This is a genomic window from Haloarchaeobius sp. HME9146 (genome assembly GCF_025399835.1).
Classification (GTDB): Archaea; Halobacteriota; Halobacteria; order Halobacteriales; family Natrialbaceae; genus Haloarchaeobius.
In genome coordinates this window covers 427,148-445,474 of record NZ_JAODVR010000002.1, presented here as the reverse complement: position 1 = coordinate 445,474, position 18,327 = coordinate 427,148, and the positions used below count along the sequence as shown (strand labels likewise).

Below are 18,327 nucleotides of genomic sequence, written 5' to 3'. Positions count from 1 at the left end.
GGTCGCCGACGTATAAGGATTGTCTCGCGGTGCGAACCTCCGGCACTGTGCTGCTGCGGGGATACAGAAATCTCTGTATAGCGGAGTATGATTTATCGGCTCTCCACGTCCGGATTCGCCGGTGAAACGCTTGCACACTCGTCTGCATACTCTCCTTCCGAATCGCGCCCGCTCCCGTGAATTTACACGGACCGCCGACGAACGCCCGACAGATGAGTCGAAACCTCGATGCAGGGGCCGCGACCCGTCGAGACAGGCACTCTGGTGGTCTCCTGTGACCGAGTCGACGGCGGGAGACGTGGAGTCGGTCTCCTGGACTACGCTCGAAATCGACGAGACCGTCCAACGCTACTGGGACGTCGTCGCGCCCGAACTCCGGGCCGACGGCCTCGACCCCGAGACCGAGAAACCGACGCACGATTGGCTCCGCGAGCACGGATTCGGGACGCTCCTCTATGCCCTTCGGACGTACCACGACCGGACTTTCGGGGACTTCTGGGCAGCCGACCTCGGCTGCGAATCGCCCGACGCGGGATACGACTGGTCGACCGACGACGACCGGACTGTCGACGCCCTGGCCGGGTTTCTGGACTCGCGACGGACCCGAAAGGGGCTCGCGGAGTCCTCGCTCGACACGCTCCGCTACCGGCTCGACCGGTACGTCCGGGCGTACCGGGACGCCAACGGCCACGCGGCCCTCCTGTCTCCGGTCGCCAGAGACGCCGAGATGCCGGTTCACGAGGCTATCGACGAGTGCTGGGCAGCCTTCGACCGTCTGCACGAGGAACTGGACTCGGGGCGGACGAAACGGCGTATCCACGGGGTCGTCGAGAACTGGTACGCCCACCTCGTGCGCCGGAAACGAGCACGCACGAACCCTGCAGCCGGGCTCGACGAGGAGTACGACTGGCGCGAGCCCGACGCCGACCCGCCCCATCTCGACGACGGACAGGTGCGGAGACTGTACGAAACCGCCAGCAGTGAGCGGGACGAACTGCTCGTGCTCGCGCTCTGTGCGTGGGGGTTGCGGTCGGGCGAGGTCGCCAGGCTCCACCGGTCGAACTTCGTGTTCGACGAGGACGTGCCCCGTCTCCGCTTCGAGGAGCGAAAGAACGGTCCTGGGCAGGTGTCGCTCCTGTACGGTCTCGACCCGGTGAAACGTCGGTTCGCGCGGTTCGCTGACCGTGAAGACTGGCGTGGCTACCTGTTCCCGTCACCCACTGCCGGCCGGGACCACGTCAGCCGCTGGACCGTCTGGAACTGGTTCACCGATCTCGCCGACGAAGCCGGTATCGACGCCGTCGATGGGGAGAATCCGGTGCCACAGATGGGGCGACGCTTCTGGTATGACGCCTACTCCTCGTCGCTGGAGGTCGTGGTCGAGGGACTGGACGATATCGCGGCCGAGCAAGGCAGCTCGAGCGCCGAGGTCGTGCTCCAGAACTACCTCTCGGATGCGCGTGTCCGCTCGCTTCGCCGTGAACACATGCGAGAGCGGCTGTCTGAAGTGTTCGAGGATGATGAGTGACGATTCGTGTGCGTTCAGATAGGCAACATGCACGAGTTGTAAACCACATGTCGCGATACGGAAGGGCGCCGGGCTGGTGAGACCTGGCCGGTTTCCCGGTACCTATCCCATCAATGGCGTCGTTTCGCTGGTACCGTGGGCGACGCTCGGGATACACTGCTGCGGAACACTCGAGCCTGTGGAATACTGGAGCGTCTCTGAGAAGGGTCCGTGGGTGCATACCTTTCCAATGCACGCGCCCCCGGACTCGGTCGATGTCGAGGCCGACCCCTGTCGCCAGACAGGGTACGCCTGCCGGCTCCAAAGACGGTTACACCGCCGCCGACCAGACTGTCCCCCATTCCCCCCAACGGGGCAGACACTGTCGGCCTCTACGGTCTATTCATCACGATGTAGATTTAACTCACCGCCTGACACTCGATGTCATCGCGTGACACCGCACGGGATGTTTTCTGGTATACATATTTGAACGTGCAGGTAGTTAGCGTGTGGTATGCAGGATGACGACGTGGGGGATGCACTCGAACTCCTCGACCGCCGGTATCGATTTCTGGAGCGTATCGAGGAGGGACCGGCGCACGTTCGTGACCTGACCGACAGCCTTGGTGTCTCCCGGTCGACAGTCAACCGGGGGGTCCGCGAACTTTCAGAGGCCGGGTGGATCCGACGGACGACGGAGGGCTACGCCGTCACCACGGCGGGGGCACTGGTGTTGAACGACCACCGGAATCACCGGGCGGCGCTGGAGGCGGTGCAGTCGAACCAGGGCGTGTTCGAACCGCTCCCGCCCGAGACACCGCTCGAACCGGGTATCCTCGCGGATGCGACCATCGACAGGTCCGACGAGTACCGCCAGTACGAACTCATCGGAAAGATACACGACCTGCTCGGGCGGGCCGAATCGTTCCGGGCGCTCTGGCCGGTCGCCAACGACGACCGGTCACTGACCGAGGTCGCCGCGGTGGCCGACCGTGGCGGCGAGTTCGCCATCGCGGCCGAGCCCGAACTGACGGCCCGACTCCGGGAGACGAAAGGGGTGGCCGAAGGAGTGGACGCGGGCACGGTGACCGTCGAACCGCACGACTCCCTCCCCGAGTGTCTTGGTGTCATCGACTGTGTGACCGACAGCGACCGCCGCCTCATGCTCGTACTGTACTCTCCCAACGGTGGGATTCACGCGGTCGTCGAGACCGAGACCGAGTCGGCTCGCCGCTGGACTGACGACCTCTTCCGGCGGTACCTCGGAACGGGAGCCACGGTCGGTGTCTCCCCGAACGGTGGGGCGGACACGTTCACGGCGGGCGGGCCCGAGACCGGCGACCGACCGGCACCGACGCTGCCCAAGACGCTCGGCGAGAGTGGTTTTCTCGCACTGACCCCCGAGTACTTCGACACACGAGAGACGCTTCCGCCGGAGACGATGCTCCGCGCGGGGCCCGGCCTCCCAGAGGTCGCGGCTGGAATGACGCTGTCACGTGAGCACGTCGTCGACGACGAACGGCGGGACTTCGTCGACCACCTCGTGAGCTCCATCGAAGACGGGTCGGATACCGTCCTCCTCGGACTGCCGGGGAGCGGCAAGAGTACGTGCTGTAAGCAGGCCGCTTGCCGCTGGTGGGCGGCCGACAACGGCCCGGTGTTCTATCGTGAGGGCGGGCGGTCGTCGGCGATAGACGACCCATCAGAGCTGGCGGCCGAGCTCCAGGCGACCGACGGCCATGCGCTCGTGGTGGTCGAGGACGCCCCTCGAAGTGACGCGATGGGCATCTTCACCGTGATACAGGAACTCGCCGGGGAGGCCGACGTCTCGTTCCTGCTCGATGCGCGTCGGTCGGAGTGGGCCGACCCGGACGAACTCCTCGACGCCCGACTGGAGGTGTTCAGGCAGGACGAGATATCGACTGCCTCGGTGCCGCCGCTGGACGACAGGGAACGCGACCGATTCCACGCGCACGCCGCCGACCTGCTTCCGGGGTCGTTCCCGCCGCGAGAGGAGTTCACGACGGCGATGTGGGACGACGACGATGACGCCGAGGCGGGTGAGCTGCTCATTCTGTCGCACCGGTACGGCCTCTTCGCCGACCCGTTCGACGACGGGGGAGCCGTCACGTCGCTCTCGCAGGACGTCCGGCACTCCTACGCGGCTGTCTCGGACGACCCGGACGAACTCGTCGTCGCGATGTTCGTCAACACTTGTAACGCGGCCGGGCTGCCAGTCACGCGCGATCTGGTGTACGCACTCGCCGTCGACCCCGACGGGCCGGCGCTCGACACGGTCGATGCCGCACTCGACCGACTCGACGGACAGGTACTGTTCGGCCAGGAGAACAGCCACTTTCGGACGGTCCACGACGCCTGGTCGACCGCGTTCCTCGACGAGGTCGTCTCGTCCCTGGACCAGGCGGTCGCCCACCGCCGGTTCGCCCGGGCAGTCAACGCGCTTCTCGCACTGGCCGATGACCCGGCGCGCCGCGAGCGCATCCGGTCACTTCGGCAGGGGGACGCCCCCGTGCTCGAGCAACTCGAAGCCGCCCCCGAGACGTGGGCCGAAACCGTCGCCGAACGGGTGTTCGCACTCGGCCGCGAAACGCCCGGACTCGCCCCACTCTACGGCCACGGTCGCCACGCGGACCTCCAGTTCCCCGACGCCTGCCAGATGCAGACAGTCCATAGCTGTCTGGTCGCGCGGGCTCGGATGTACAGCGACGCGGGCGACTACGACGCGGCGATGGCCGAGTGCGAGTTCCTCGACGAGGTCGCTTCGACCGTCTCGGACGCGGACATGGCGGCGTTGCTCAGGGCCCGGGCGAACAAGATACGCAGCTACGTCGCGGACCGGCGCGGTGACTTCGACGACGCCTGGGAGTACGGACTCTCCAGCCTCGAGGGCTTCAGAGAAGCCGGCGACAGACAGGGCGAAGCGCGGGCCCTCAACGGGGTCGGCGTCGTCGCCTGGCTCCGTGGTGAGGTCGACGAGGCGAAGGCTCGCTTCGAGGCCGCCCTGGAGATTCACGACGAACTCACCGATCTGCGGGGCGAGGCGGACGTCCGGAACAATCTCGGGATGATCCAGCGCGAACGCGGCGACCTCGCTGGGGCGGTCGAGCGCTTCGAGGAGAGTCACGAACTCCGCCACGCCATCGGGGCACGGGTGCAGGCCATCGACAGTCTCATCAATCTCGGTGTGACCGCTCGCGACGTGGGGGCCCTCGACACGGCCCTGGCTCGCTTCAGGCAGGCCATCGAGGAGAGCAAGACCGTCGGTGCCCGCGAGCGCGAATCCCACGCGCACCGGGCGCTCGGGAACACCTACCGGCGCACCGGCGACTACGAGAAAAGCCGGGAATCGCTCGAACGGGCCCGCACCATGACCCGCGACCAGGACAACCGGTACTCGGAGATGCTCTGTCTCCGTGGGCTGGCCGCGACGGCGAGAGCGGCGGGTCGACTCGACGACGCAACCGAGCACGTCACTGCCTGCCTGGAGATGGTCGAGGAACTCGGTGACGAGCGCGACGAGGCACTCGCGCTGGCCTGCCGGGGCGGCATCGCCCACGACCGCGGAAACGAGGACGACGCCATCGAGGACCTCTCGACCGCCGTCGACATGCTCGAATCTCTCGACCGCGCTCCCGGGCTGGCCGAGACGTACCGGGACTACGCGGCGGTGTGTGCGGCGACCGGGGCGTTCTCGGATGCGTTCGAGGCGTTCGAAGCCGCTACCGACCGATACGAGACCGTCGGAGCGACGCCGTATCTCCGGGACACCCTCGAAGAACTGGTCGAGGTCGCCGAGGCGGCCGAGGATGCCGACCGAGCAGAGACGTACCGGGACCGGCTGGCAGCCCTCGATGAGGAGTAATGCGGCGATTTTCGGCCATCACGGGCAGTCCGTCGTTCTCCCTGTGAGGAGCCGACGACCGAGACGGTGTTACTATCTCACAGCCCGATACCCCCGAAAAAATACGAATCCTTATTATTTCTACCACCGTCAGTTATTATATGACAGTCGTCAGCGTCTCGATGCCCGAGGAACTCCTCGACCGAATCGACGAGTTCGCAGAGACCCACGGGTACACCGGCCGGAGCGAGGTCGTTCGCGAGGCCTCGCGGAACCTCCTCGGTGAGTTCGAGGACAAGAAACTGGAAGACCGGAACCTCATGGGCGTGGTCACGGTGCTGTTCGACTACGAGTCCTCGAACGTCGAACACCGGATGATGCAGCTCCGCCACGAACACGAGGACCTCGTCGCCTCGAACGTCCACAACCACGTCGGCGACCACTACTGCATGGAGCTGTTCATCCTCGAAGGCTCGCTCGCAGAGATATCGACGTTCGTCGGGAAGATTCGCGCCACGAAGAACACCCTCTCGGTGGACTACTCGGTCATGCCCATCGACGAGGTCGGCAGTATCGCCTGAACCGGACCCGTCAGTTCTGTCGCGTCTGCTCTTTCACTGCTGCCATCCGCTCCTGCTCGCGTCGGTCGGCGATGAGTCGTTCCATCGACCGGCGGTCCAGTTCGTAGCGACCCTTCTCGTCCCGGCGCACCACGTCACGCTTCCGGAGTTCCGTCAGCGCGCTCTGGATGCGTTGGCCGTCCGTCTCCACGAGCGGCTCGATCTGCGTGACCGTCATGGGTGCTTTCTCGCCCAGCACGGCGATGGTGTCCCAGGTGTACGTCGCGTTGCACTCGGCCTCGTGGATGGCGTCCTCGACGCGGCCCTCGACGGGGTCGGTCTTGACGAGGTCGACGAGGTCCGGTTCGTCCTCCACCTCGGTGTCCTCGCTGGTGTTCGATGGCTGTGAGAACCGCCGCTGGAGCTGTTCGAGCGCCATCTCCAGGAACGCGATGCGGTCGCGCTGGTCCTGGACGATGTCTGCCTCCTCGCCGTCCTCGTGGAGTTCCTGGTTCTCCTCGCGCAAAGTCTCGTTCCGGGCTTCGAGTCGTTCGAGTTCCGATTCGAGTTCGCGTACTCGCTTCCTGAGCGTGTTGCGCTCGGCCTCTATCTCCGCGTTCGTCTTCTCCTCGTCGGGCTTGTCGTCCTGGGTCGCGTCGTCCAGCGTCGTCTGCTCGCCCGGCGCTTCGATGCCGGTGTTGCCAGCGATGGCGTCGGCCATCTGCTTCGCCGCCGAGGAGATGTCCCGCGCCCGGTCGAGTTCGTCCTCCAGCGTCGATATCTTCTGTTCTTTCTTCTCGAGTTCGTTCTCGAGTTCGATGATGCGGTTCTCGCGCTCGGCCTTCTCCTCGGTGATGTCCGAGAGGTCCTCGACCAGCGCGTCACTCACCGACTTGAGCTCCGGGCGTTCGAAGTCGTCGAGGCCGGGTGTCGCCCCGGCGTCGAAGGTTCGCTTGCGCCGGAACTGGATGGTCCGGATGTCGGCCTCGGCCCAGTCGGACATCATGAACGCCTGCCCGGCGTTCAGGTCCGTGACGCGTTTCTCGTACTCGTTCCCGAGGATGCGGCCGACGACCTTCGTGTCGTTCTCCCAGGTGAGGCGATGCCAGACCATCCAGTTCGCCTGTGTGATGAAGTCCTTCTTGACGTCGGCCGGGCGCTGGCTGATGCCCATGATGCCGAGGCCGTGCTTGCGCCCGCGCTTGCCGACCTTGATGAGCATCTTGCCCGTCTCGTCCATCCCGCCACCCTCCGGGATGTACTCGTGGACCTCTTCCACAACGAGGAGAAACGGCTTCTTGAGCTTCTTCTCTTTGGCGAAGAGGTGTTTGGTGGTTTCGAGGATGAGTTCGTTCGCGACGCTGTCGTCGAGATAGCCCGACACGTCGAGGATGATGGGCACGTTCTCTTCGAGCGCGAGGTGTGCCATGCGCTCGGCGTGCTCGGGTGCGATCTGGATGTCGCACTCCTCGTCAGCGCCCGCGTGTAGGAGTTCGTACTCCTCCTTGAGCCCGTAGTATTCGCCGTCGGTGTCGACGATGAGCAGGGGGTAGCCCGCCTCGAGGAGTTCCTCGGCGATGACGCTCGCGGTGTTCGACTTCCCGGACCCGGACTTCCCGGTGACGAATCCCCGTCCAGTCAGCAGTTCTACGACCGGTACCGACACGGTCGACTCGTCCATCGTCTCGCCGATTGTTATCTGTCTCGTCTCGCTCATACCCGTCCCGTTACCGGCTACTCACCGTCGCCCTACCTGTATCTTTCGTGCGAGCTACCAATCGATGGAATCGAACCGTCGAAACGGTGTAGAATGTTTACACAGTGTAGACTTCTTCACCCTGACGCTACCCGCCTCGGCTCCATACTGGCACGGAGCGCTCCTGTGAGAGACGGTCGCAGGAGGGAAACTCTACCGCGCTCCGAAGGTTCATGTATCGGTATGGACTGTGTGAGAACATGGACCGTGAGACCCTGGCGGAGGCACTGGAATACGCCGACCTGACCGAGTATCAGGCAGAAGCGTACCTCTGTCTGCTCGACATGGGCGTCTCACCCGCCATCGAGGTCGGTCGTGAGAGTTCCGTTCCGGTCTCACAGGTGTACGACGTCCTCCGGAGCCTGGAGTCGAAGGGCTACGTCGAGACCATCGACCGAGAGAAACTCTACGTCCGTCCCTGCGACCCGGAGGCGTCGATGGCGAACCTCGAAGCCCGCGGGGAGCTCCTCCACGATGCCGCCGAGGAGATCCGCGACCGGTACCGGCAGCCGAACCGGATGGACGCAAGGGTCGGCGTGACCAAGCGCGGCGAGACCGCCGTCGAGAACGCACTCGACCTCATCGGCGACGCCGACACCGTCGTCGAACTCGCCGGGACGTACGAGCAGCTCCAGCACCTCTTCCCCGCGCTTCGGGAGGCGCGTGAGGAAGGGGTCGTTGTCCGTGCATCCGTCTACGTCGACGGTGAGGAGATGCCGCCGGAGGACTTCGACCCGACGGGGGCGCTCTCGGAACTCCGGGCGTGCAGCATCCCCGGGCCGTTCCTCGTCATCGTCGACCGCCACCGCACCTGCTTCGCACCCAACACGCGGTCGGACGAGGACTACGGCGTCATGATCTACGACCGCATCCTCCCGTTCGTGTTCCACTGGTACTACCTCACCTGTCTCTGGAACCTCTACCCGACGGTGTACGCCGACGACCCGGAACGGGTCACCTACGTCACCATGGAGGAGTTCATGTGCGACTGCCACTTCCTGTGGGACGCGGGCTACGAGTTGCGCGTCGTCGTCGACGGCGTCGACATCGCCACGGAGTCGCGACGGACCGTCGAAGGCATCGTGGTGGGGCTCTCGCACTTCCACGACGACCAGGACCTCACCCGGCTGGCGCTCTCCGACATGGGGGCTTACAAGAGCATCGCCATCGCGACGGGCGACGGGACCATCGAGGTCGGTGGCTGGGGCGCGGTGTTCGAGGACATGGAGATGCGGACCATCTCACTGGTCGGTATCGACCCCGGCAAGACGCCGTTGCGCGGCCGCTAGCGAGGATTCTGCTGGGTCGTGAGCGACAGGCCGCGAAAAAATAACAGCGAAAAGCAGTGGTGGCTGCGAATGGTTGGTGGGATATCGTTCCTCAGTTCTGCTCGACCACCTCCAGCGACGTCTCCGTGGATTCACACCAGAGGGAGACCTTCCCTGGCTCGAACCGACTCGCGCCGTCGGGGTGGACCACGTCGAAGGTCTCGGTGGTCACCTCGAACGTCACGGTGGTCTCCTCGCCGGGTTCGAGCGTCACCCGCTCGAAGCCGACGAGCTCCTTCACCGGCGTGACGACCGTGGAGTAGTCCCGGCCGGCGAACAGCTGGACGACCTCGTCACCCGCCCGGTCACCCGTGTTCTCGAGCGTCACCGAGACGGACACCGACTCGCCCTCCGCGAGGGTGTCGTCGGAGACCGAGAGCTCGCCGTACTCGAACTCCGTGTACGAGAGGCCGTGGCCGAACGCGAACAGCGGGTCGTACGACGGGAGATGCTCGCCTTCGCCGATCGGCGTCGGGTTCGGCAGGTGGTTGTGTCGTACCGGGAGCTGGCTCTCCGAGCGCGGGACCGATATCGGGAGCTTCCCGGCCGGGTTGTTCTCGCCGAACAGCGTCTCGGCGACGGCCCGGCCACCCTGGGCGCCCGGATAGTACGCCTGCAGGATGGCGTCGACGTTCTCGGCCGCCCACGGAATCGCCAGGGGCCGCCCAGTGACGAGCACGAGGGCGGTCGGCGTCCCGGTCTCGAGGACGGCTTCGAGGAGTTCGCGCTGCGCGTCGGGCAGGGTGAGCTCGGCGCGGTTCGGGAAGTCCTCGGTCGGGCCGGTGACGTCCTGCGGACCGAACTCGTGGATGTACCAGTTCTCCCCGAGGACGACGACGGCGGCGTCGGAAGACTCGGCGGCCTCGACGGCTGCGTCGATGTCGCCCGGTTCGTCCGTCCCGGAGCCACGCTCGTAGTTGACCGTCGTCTCGGCGGACGAGAGCTCCTCGATACCGTCGCGGATGGTCGCGCCGCTGAGTTCGTGCTCCTCTTTCAGGCTCCAGCCGCCGACCTGGTTGACCAGCGAGTCGGCGTTCGGGCCGGTGACGAGTATCTCGTCGGTGTCGGCGTCGAACGGGAGCCGGTCGTCGTCGTTCTTCAGCAGCGTCATCGACTTGCGGGCAGCCTCGAGCGACACCTGCTGGTGGGTGGGCTTGCCGAGGGTATCGGCGGACTCGGTCGGGTCGACGAAGGGGTCTTCGAACAGACCGAGTTCTGCCTTGAGTTCGAGCACGCGACGGACCGATTCGTCGACCGCGTCCTCGGTGATGACACCGGATTCGACGAGGTCCGCGATGTGCTCGATGTGGTCGACCTCGCCGAGTGAGTGGACGTCGACGCCCGCGTCGAACGACTGGTGGATGGCGTCCTTGCTCGTCGTCGCGACCCGGTGGTCGTCGTGGAGCATGTTGATGCCGTTCCAGTCGGAGGCGACGTAGCCGTCGAAGCCGAACTCGTCCCGGAGCACGTCGGTCAGCCAGCGACGGGAGCCGTGTGACGGCTCGCCGTTGATGGAGTTGTAGCTGGGCATGATGCCCTCGACGCCCTCGTCGATGACCTTCTCGAACGACGGGATGAAGTCGCGGTAGAGCGACGACAGCGAGCGGTCGACCGGTGCGGTGTCCTCGCCGCGTTCGGGCTCACCGTAGGCCGGGAAGTGCTTCGCCATGGCGGCCACGTCGACGGGTGCGTCGTGGATGCCGCGGACCTTCGCCGCGGCGAGCTCTCCGACGAGGTACGGCGACTCGCCGAAGGTCTCGAACGTCCGACCCCAGCGGGGGTCGCGGCCGACGTCACAGGTCGGGCCGTAGGTCAGGCTCGACCCGGTCGCCGCGACCTCGGTCGCCGTGACGGCCCCGACCTGTTCGCTGAGATCTCGGTCACGGGCCGCCGCGACGCCGAGGTTGTGCGGGAAGATGGTCGTATCTTCCACGTAGGCGTTCCCGTGGATGGCGTCGACGGGGATGAGGATGGGAATCCCGAGACGGGACTCCTCCCGGGCGACGCGCTGGAGTTCGTTCGCGATCTCGACGACCTCGGTGGAGTCCCGGTGTGGGGACGCGCCGTACCCGAAGGGGGTCACGAAGCCGAGACCGTGGTCGCGGACCATCTCTTCGGCGTCTTCGACGGTCCGTGTCTCGCCCATGGTGCCGACGTAGGTGCCGGCGAGCTGGGCGGCCTTCTCTCGAATCGTCATCTCGTCGAGAAGCGTCTCGACGCGCGCTTCGGTCTCTCCTTCCTGCGTTTGCGTTATCTGTGAATCGTGGGTCGTCATAGTGTCGTGGTCGTGGTGGTCTCCTGGCCCGCCTGGTCGGTCGCGGATACCGCGACCGTTTCGGGGGTGTTCTTCGTCTCGAGGACGGTCGTCCCCGAGGCCGAGTCGCCGGAGACCGAGATCGTTGCCGAGTCGAGGGTCGACCCCGAATCGTCGCGGAGTTCGACCGTCACCGACTGGAGGTCGGCGGTGGCGTCGGACACCGTCCAGTCGACGGTGACGTCGGTCCAGGGGCCATTGCTGCTGGTCGAGGTGGACACCGAGTCGACCGAGGGGGTGGTCGAGTCGTCGGCGCCACCGTCGCCCGAGTTCGAACTGGCGGTCGTCGTCGCAAGGTCGTTCGCCGGGACCGACAGCGAGGTCCCATCGGAGAACGAGACTGTCGTGCTGGTGTCGTCAGCATTGTAAGCGACATACGTCCTGGTGGTGCCGTCGTCGAAGACGGCGGCGAGGGGGGTGTCGGCGGTGACGCTGGCGTCGACCGCCCCGAGGCCGTCCATCGCCGTGAGCCACCGGTAGGTGTGCGCCTTCGATTCGCCGAACTCGACGGGGTACGAGGACGCCTCGGCCTCGAACAGGCGCAGTGCGTCTGCGGGGTCACTGAACGCGCGGTAGGACCACAGGATGTCGGGCCAGTAGTCGAAGTCGTCGCCGCCGTTGGCGGCCACGAGCTCCTGGTAGGTGGATTCTGCAGCATCCCGGTCGCGGCCGAGCGAGAGGCTGTGGCCGCCGACCGGCAGGACGTTGATGCCGTGGATGGCCTCGACGTCGTCGGTCCACCAGGTGTCGTACTTGTAGCCGCCACCCCAGACCATGCCGGCGAAGCCGTAGTCCCAGTCGGCGGGGTGGTTCTCCTCGTCGACGTCGTACCAGTACTCGTCGACGGCGGTCGTCTCGTGGGCGAGCAGGTACGCGCCGGTGTCACGGAGTTCCGTGTCCCCGATGTACTCGCCGTACATGAGGACGGCCGCGTAGGCGTTGACCGCCTCTGAGGAGGACTCCTGGTTGTTGCCGAGGTAGAACGCCGGGTTGCCGGCGGCCCAGGAGTGGCCCTCGTACGGCGAGAAGTTCCGCAGGAACGGGAACTTCGCGTCGCTCCGCGACGGGTTCGCGTAGTCGCGGATGAGGAGGTCGACCATCCCACCCCAGTTCGAGTCGTCGGCCCACGTCGGGTTCGTCCGCGCGATCTCGGCGGCCGCCTTGACGTACTGGCCGTAGTGGAAGTGGTGGTCGTTCAGTTCGGGACCGGAGCCGAACGAATCGTTGTAGCCGATGAGCGTCCCCCACGTCTCGTTGTAGTAGAAGACGTCCTCGGAGTCCGAGGAGCCGGAGACGGTCGCGTCGAGCCAGGTCTCCAGCTCGTCCTGCATCGCGCCGAGGAACGCGTCGGCGGCGGTCGTGTCACCGACCTGCTCGGCGATGGGGCGCAACTGGTACAGCCGTTCGTAGTTCTTGCCGGTCCAGTACGTGCCGTCGCCGGGTTGTTCGGGCCCGAATCGGATGAGTTCGGGCTCTGCCTCGACGTCGTCGACGTAGCTGGCGAGACGGGACTCGTCGTACTCACCGACATCGGGCATGAAGGGCACGATGGGTGGCAGGTCGAGTTGCGTCTCGAACGCCGAGCCGGTCGTCGTCTTCATCGTCCCGCGCGGGGAGACGAAGGTGTCGCCGTCGAGGGTCGCGTCGGAGTGCTTGTACTGGTGCGGGTACAGTGCAGCGATGGTCCCGGTCGTCGAGGACTCCGCGCGAGCGGTCGTCTCGAACGTGTGGGTCGTCTGCACCGTCGCGCTCGCCTCGTCGTAGGTCCACGAGACGGTGGTCCCGGTGATCGTGTTGTATGCGTAGGACTCGTAGCGCGAGAGTGCCGCCGTCGTCGCCTCGGGTAGCACGCCGATCGTGAGGTAGCTGGCACCGGCGAGGCTGCTGGTGAGCGTCGGCGAACCGATGCCGGACCAGGTCGCGCCGCTGGGCGCGAAGACGCCGTAGTGGTGCCCGTTGACGGTGACACCGATGACGTTGCCCTGGTCGGCCCAGACGTCCGGCGTGGCCGAGAACGAGAGCTTGGCGTCGGCTCCATCGACCTCCGCGAATACGAAGGGCGAACCCTGCGCCATCGTCGCGTCGAGCGTCGGCGTGGAGGCGTCACCCGCCCCCCACCGGACGTCGACGTGCCAGTCACCGTAGCCGGCGCACCTCGCATCGAGGAACGACGCGCCGGTGGTCGACAGCGTCAGGTCGGCGCTTGGGTCCATCTCGGCGATGTTGCCGCGGTTCTTGTCGCCGTTGACCTGGGTGAAGTTCCACTCGGTCGGGTGGGAGATGCCGAGCCCCGAGCTGGTCGGGGTTCCCACCAGCGGGTGTGCCCACATCGCCTCGCCGTACTGGCCACGGAGGAGGTTACTCCACCAGTCGTTGGTCGGGTACGGTGCCGACACGTCGTCGGTCGCGTACACCTGTTCTGGTGGTTCCTCCTCGCCGGACGGGAGGGTCGTGGTGTAGCTGCCGGACCCCACGGAGACCACGTTCGCCGTGGCCTCTGCGGTCTCGGTCGCCGTCGCCGTCGCCGTGGGTGTCGACGTGGGCTTGCTGCCGGTGGTGGTCGTTTCGGTCCCGTCGGACTGACTGGAACAGCCAGCGAGTCCGACGCTCCCGATCGCACCGATGCCAGCGAGGCACCGCCGACGGGAGAGCTCGGTGTCACCGTCGAGCAGGAAGCCGGTGTCGCGTCCCATCAGAGCTCAGCTCCGTCGAGCGGGTCGCTATCCCAGTAGGCGTCGTCCTCGGTCGTGCGGTAGCAGGCGACGCGATGCTTGCCGTTGTCGTCGCCGTCGACGGCCGTCACGTCCGGTGCAGCCGTCTTGCAGTGTTCGGTCGCGTTCGGGCACCGGGTGTGGAACCGGCAGCCGGCCGGTGGGTTCACCGGGTCCGGGATGTCTATCTCGCGGACCGGCGGGCCCGATGCGTCCTCTTCGATGCCGAGCTCCGGGGTCGCCCACTTCAGCACCTTCGTGTAGGGATGCTGGGGGTTCTCGAGAACCTCCTCGACCGGGCCGATCTCGACCAGCTCGCCGAGGTACATCACGCCGAGACGCCCGCCGGCGTGTTCGGCGATGTACCGGGCGTTCGAGAGGTCGTGACTGATGAACAGGAACGACGTGTCGAACTGCTCCTGCAGCTCGAGCATCAGGTCCATCATCTCGACCCGGAGGCTCACGTCGAGCGCACTGACCGCCTCGTCCGCGAGGATGAGGTCGGGGTTCATCAGCAGCGCACGGATGAGCGCGACGCGTTGTTTCTCGCCACCCGAGAGCTGGTGTGGGTAGCGGTGTGCGTAGTCCTGCGGCGGGGACATCCCGACGCGTTCGAGGAAGTGGAAGATGCGTGCCTCGCGGTCCTCGGAGCCGAGGTTCGGCTGCCACCGCTTCAGCGGTGCGGACAGCGAGGACAGCACCGTCCGGTTCGGGTTCAGCGACGCGCCGGGGTCCTGGTGGATGATCTGGAGCGAGCGGCGGATCTCCTCGAAGGGAATCTCCGGGTCCGACCGCCACTTCTTCGCCTCCCAGATGTCCTGTCCCCAGTAGTTGACGCTGCCGTTGGTCGGCTTCTGCAGGCCGACCGCGGTCTTGCCGAGCGTCGTCTTGCCACTGCCGGACTCGCCGACGATGGCGACGACGTCGTTCTGCTCGATCTCGAGGTCGACACCGTCGACGGCGCGAACCGTCGGTCTGTGCGCGAAGGGGTTCAGGCCGCTGCCTTCCTTCTTGAAGTGCACGTCGACGTTCGACATCGAGAGGACCGGCTGGTCCGACTGCAGGGGGTCCTCCTCGAGTGGGGTATCAGTACTCATCGCTGCACCCCCGTCGAGAGCGATATCTCGTCGTCGATGTCCTCCCAGTGGTGGCAGGCGACGTCGTGCGTCTCCGAGACGGGCTCCATGGCGGGTTTCGAGTCCTCGCACTCGCTGGTCGCCATCGGGCACCGTTCGTGGTACGGGCAGCCCGGCGGGACGGCGACTGGGTCGGGTGCGGACCCGGCGATGGGGCGCATCTCCGAGAGCGGTGCGTCGAGGTTCGGGGTCGCGTTGAGCAGAGCACGGGTGTAGGGGTGTCGCGGGTTGCGAACCATCGCGTCCGTGTCGCCGACCTCCGCGAACTCGAACGCGTACAGCACGCCGATGCGGTCGGCCAGCTTCGTCACGAGTGGCAGGTCGTGCGTGATGAACACCATCGTGAGGTCGTACTTGTCACGAAGGTCCGACAGCAGGCTGATGATGGAGCGCTGCATGAGCAGGTCCAGTGCGGCCGTCGGCTCGTCCATCACGAGCACCTCCGGTTCGAGCACCAGTGCGAGCGCGATGAGCGCCCGCTGTTTCATCCCACCCGAGAGTTCGTGTGGGTAGGAATCCATGACGCGCTCGGGGTCGAGGTAGAGGTCCGCGAGGAGCTCTTCGGCTCTCTCGATTCCCGCTTCGACGTCGTAGTCGTGTGCCTCCAGGGTCTCGACGAAGTGCTCGTGGAAGTCCATCGTCGGATTGAACGAGCTCATCGCTCCCTGGAACACCATCGAGATGTCCTCCCAGCGGAGCTCCCGAAGCGGGCGCTTGCCGAGGTCGAGGACGTCGACGGGTTCGCCATCGCGGGGGTAGTAGTTGATCGTGCCCTCGGTTCGACCGGGGTTGACGACGGCGTTCAGCAGTGCCGATGCGAACATCGACTTGCCACTACCACTCTCCCCGACGATACCGAGAATCTCGCCGCGACGGATGTCCATCTCGACCTGGTTGAGGACGCGGCTCGTCCCCCGTTCCATGCTGAACGAGACGGTGAGGTCACGGCACTCGAGGACGACGTCCTCGGCGCTCGATTCGGTCGTGGTCGATCGCGTTGCAGTAGACTTACTCATAGTTCACCTCCGACGGTCGTGGACGCGCTGGACGCCTCGGCGGGGTCCCCGTCCTCGTCGCCGGTCGACTTCGCGTGGCGAGCCCGGACGCGTGGGTTGAACACGCGGTCCATCCCCTGCGCGAACAGGATGAGACCCATCGAGAGCAGGATGATGCAGAGCATCGGGACGATGAGCCAGTGGGCGGCATCGAGCGTCAGCATCCCACCGTTCGAGTAGGCCAGCTGGAGCATGACGCCCCAGTTCACGACCTTCGAGAACGGTAGGAGGCCGAGGAAGTACAGGCCGACTGAGGCGAAGATGACGTTCCGCATCGCGCCGACCATGTTGATCATCACGAACGGCATGATGTTCGGGACGATTTCCTTGCCGACGATGCTCGGCGTCGACAGCCCCATGGCCCTCGCGGCCTCCACGTAGGAGGTCGACCGGAGGGTCAGGACCTGCGACCGGATGGCGCGAGCCATCCCGGCCCAGCCCTGCAGGGACAGGACGATACCGAGGACGATGGGGTCCTCCGGTTGCAACAGTGCAACCAGGATGAGCAGGATGGGCAGCCCCGGGAGCGTCATCACGATGTCGATGATGGTCGAGAGCCCCTGGTCGAGACGACCACCGGAATAGCCGGCGAGCGCCCCGACGCTCGTCCCGAGGATGGTGACGAAGAGGCCAGCACTCGTGATCATCTGGAGCATCCGCGGGGTCGCGTAGACGGCCTGCTCGAGGATGCCGCGACCGATGTTGTCGGTCCCGAGCGGCCAGTAGAAGGCCATCCAGGGGACCGAGACACCGAACAGCGACATGCTCGTGAACTCGTACCAGCTCCCGCCGATGATGCCACCGTGGAACGGCCCCAACAGCAGGGGTGCCTGGCCGATGCGCGGCTCCACGACGACGGTCGGGCCGAAGACGCCGATGAGGATGAACCCGAGGACGAGCGCCGTCCCGATGCGGGCACGGACGTCGTTCCAGACGACCTTCGCCGGTGCCGCGAGCCAGAGGTCGAACACCTTCTGGAGCCGGTCCATCCGGCTCAGCGAGGAGTCGGCCACCGTGCTGAACCCGCTGGGGTCGTCCGGGAAGTTACTCATCTGGTTCTCCCGGCTCACTGGGCGTCACCTCCGGTCGTAACGCGCGGGTCGACGAGGCCGTAGGTCAGGTCGGCGATGAACGCGCCGGTGACGACGGCGAGCGTGATGAGCACGAACGTCCCCATCATCAGCGGGTAATCGCGTGTCTCGACGGCCGCGACGATGTAGTAGCCGAGCCCCGGGTAGACGAAGATCTCTTCGAGGATCGCCGAGCCACCGATGACGGCTCCAAAGGACAGGAGTATCCCGGTGTACATCGGCAAGATCGCGTTGCGGGCGACGTAGCGCAGGGCGATGCGGGTGTCCGAGAGGCCGCGAAGACGGGCGACCCGGAGGTAGTCCTCACCGAGGACCTGAATGCTGTTCCCGCGCATCCCGAGTGCGACACCACCGAAGCCGGTGATGACGACCGCCGCGATTATCAGCGTCGCGTGGTAGAACGCGTCGGCGACGAACTGGAACGTCGCGACCGGCTGGAGCGGGTCGACGATGGGCGCGACCTGTGAGGAGTAGTGCCCGTTCGTCGGGAACCATCCCAGCGTGAACCCGAACACGTAGAGGAACAGCAGTGCGGTCACGTAGTTCGGCGTCGAGTTCAGGACGATACCGACGCCGGTCACACTCATGTCGAAGCGGCTGCCTTCCCAGTAGGCCATGATGGCACCGAGCGCGATGCCGACGGTGAACATCAGGCCGATGGCGGTGGAGAACGCGAACACCGTCCACGGGAGTGCCTCGCCAAGTATCTCCGACACCGGTGCGTTCTGGCTGATCGACCGGCCGAGGTCGCCCTGCAAGATACCTACGACGTACTCGACGTACTGCTCGTGAAGCGGCTTGGTGAGGTCGATGTTGATGAAGTTCTCGACCTTCCGGTTGATCTCCTGTTGGGAGAGGTCGGGGTTGTTCCGGATGAGCTGGCCGCGGAGCTGGTCGGCCGGGTTACCCGGCATGAGCCGAACCAGTGCGAACGAGAGCGACAGGACGAAGAGCGCTGTAAACAGCGCCTGCGCTGTTCGCTTGACGAAGTACTCGTACATCAGCTC

Annotated in this window: 11 protein-coding genes; 4 read left to right on the top strand and 7 right to left on the bottom strand. The window is 65.9% G+C overall.

All coding sequences use genetic code 11. The features are described 5' to 3' along the window. Positions 1-274 precede the first annotated feature (274 nt). The 3 genes from N6C22_RS21245 (at position 275) to nikR (ending at position 5,950) form a co-directional block, all read left to right on the top strand. Complete coding sequence (locus N6C22_RS21245) at positions 275-1,528, top strand: site-specific integrase (protein WP_261652943.1); 1,254 nt, start codon at positions 275-277, stop codon at positions 1,526-1,528. Positions 1,529-2,021: 493 nt separating this feature from the next. Beyond that, on the top strand, positions 2,022-5,390 hold the full coding sequence (locus N6C22_RS19830) for a tetratricopeptide repeat protein (RefSeq protein WP_261652942.1): 3,369 nt from the start codon (positions 2,022-2,024) through the stop codon (positions 5,388-5,390). Between the two features lie 140 nt (positions 5,391-5,530). Next, positions 5,531-5,950, top strand: coding sequence for a nickel-responsive transcriptional regulator NikR (nikR, locus tag N6C22_RS19825; protein WP_261652941.1), 420 nt, complete (start codon positions 5,531-5,533; stop codon positions 5,948-5,950). A gap of 10 nt (positions 5,951-5,960) precedes the next feature. Here nikR and N6C22_RS19820 read toward each other — a convergent pair whose 3' ends face one another. Continuing rightward, complete coding sequence (locus N6C22_RS19820; RefSeq protein WP_261652940.1) at positions 5,961-7,646, bottom strand: ATP-binding protein; 1,686 nt, start codon at positions 7,644-7,646, stop codon at positions 5,961-5,963. A 239-nt stretch (positions 7,647-7,885) separates the two neighbouring features. Between N6C22_RS19820 and N6C22_RS19815 the strand changes: the two genes are divergently transcribed. Continuing rightward, a complete protein-coding gene (locus N6C22_RS19815; protein ID WP_261652939.1) occupies positions 7,886-8,974 on the top strand; it encodes a TrmB family transcriptional regulator in 1,089 nt (362 codons plus the stop codon). Between the two features lie 91 nt (positions 8,975-9,065). On the opposite strand, the gene N6C22_RS19810 is transcribed toward N6C22_RS19815, so the two are convergent. The 6 genes from N6C22_RS19810 to N6C22_RS19785 are packed head-to-tail and all read right to left on the bottom strand — an operon-like array spanning position 9,066 to position 18,321. After that, positions 9,066-11,288 (bottom strand): glycoside hydrolase family 3 N-terminal domain-containing protein, encoded by a 2,223-nt coding sequence (locus N6C22_RS19810; protein ID WP_261652938.1) that lies wholly within the window; start codon positions 11,286-11,288, stop codon positions 9,066-9,068. Next, positions 11,285-14,020, bottom strand: a complete 2,736-nt coding sequence (locus tag N6C22_RS19805) for a glycosyl hydrolase (protein WP_261652937.1) — start codon at positions 14,018-14,020, stop codon at positions 11,285-11,287. Before N6C22_RS19805 ends, N6C22_RS19810 begins: the two co-directional genes overlap by 4 nt. Continuing rightward, positions 14,020-15,135 carry an ABC transporter ATP-binding protein gene (locus N6C22_RS19800; RefSeq protein WP_261652936.1) on the bottom strand — a complete coding sequence of 372 codons (1,116 nt, stop codon included), beginning with the start codon at positions 15,133-15,135 and terminating at the stop codon, positions 14,020-14,022. The genes N6C22_RS19805 and N6C22_RS19800 overlap by 1 nt, the downstream gene beginning before the upstream one ends. Continuing rightward, on the bottom strand, positions 15,132-16,190 hold the full coding sequence (locus N6C22_RS19795; RefSeq protein ID WP_261652935.1) for an ABC transporter ATP-binding protein: 1,059 nt from the start codon (positions 16,188-16,190) through the stop codon (positions 15,132-15,134). Before N6C22_RS19795 ends, N6C22_RS19800 begins: the two co-directional genes overlap by 4 nt. Next, the gene (locus N6C22_RS21240) at positions 16,187-17,299 is read right to left on the bottom strand and encodes an ABC transporter permease (protein ID WP_261652934.1); all 1,113 of its coding nucleotides are present in this window, start codon (positions 17,297-17,299) and stop codon (positions 16,187-16,189) included. The genes N6C22_RS19795 and N6C22_RS21240 overlap by 4 nt, the downstream gene beginning before the upstream one ends. Next, positions 17,296-18,321 (bottom strand): ABC transporter permease, encoded by a 1,026-nt coding sequence (locus N6C22_RS19785; RefSeq protein ID WP_261652933.1) that lies wholly within the window; start codon positions 18,319-18,321, stop codon positions 17,296-17,298. The genes N6C22_RS21240 and N6C22_RS19785 overlap by 4 nt, the downstream gene beginning before the upstream one ends. Positions 18,322-18,327 lie beyond the last annotated feature (6 nt).

Excerpts from the sequence above, each read along its gene's own strand:
- N6C22_RS19830 (WP_261652942.1), top strand. The coding sequence starts at position 2,022 with ATGCAGGATGACGACGTGGGGGATGCACTCGAACTCCTCGACCGCCGG.
- nikR (WP_261652941.1), top strand. The coding sequence starts at position 5,531 with ATGACAGTCGTCAGCGTCTCGATGCCCGAGGAACTCCTCGACCGAATC.
- N6C22_RS19820 (WP_261652940.1), bottom strand. The coding sequence starts at position 7,646 with ATGAGCGAGACGAGACAGATAACAATCGGCGAGACGATGGACGAGTCG.
- N6C22_RS19815 (WP_261652939.1), top strand. The coding sequence starts at position 7,886 with ATGGACCGTGAGACCCTGGCGGAGGCACTGGAATACGCCGACCTGACC.
- N6C22_RS19810 (WP_261652938.1), bottom strand. The coding sequence starts at position 11,288 with ATGACGACCCACGATTCACAGATAACGCAAACGCAGGAAGGAGAGACC.
- N6C22_RS19805 (WP_261652937.1), bottom strand. The coding sequence starts at position 14,020 with ATGGGACGCGACACCGGCTTCCTGCTCGACGGTGACACCGAGCTCTCC.
- N6C22_RS19800 (WP_261652936.1), bottom strand. The coding sequence starts at position 15,135 with ATGAGTACTGATACCCCACTCGAGGAGGACCCCCTGCAGTCGGACCAG.
- N6C22_RS19795 (WP_261652935.1), bottom strand. The coding sequence starts at position 16,190 with ATGAGTAAGTCTACTGCAACGCGATCGACCACGACCGAATCGAGCGCC.
- N6C22_RS19785 (WP_261652933.1), bottom strand. The coding sequence starts at position 18,321 with ATGTACGAGTACTTCGTCAAGCGAACAGCGCAGGCGCTGTTTACAGCG.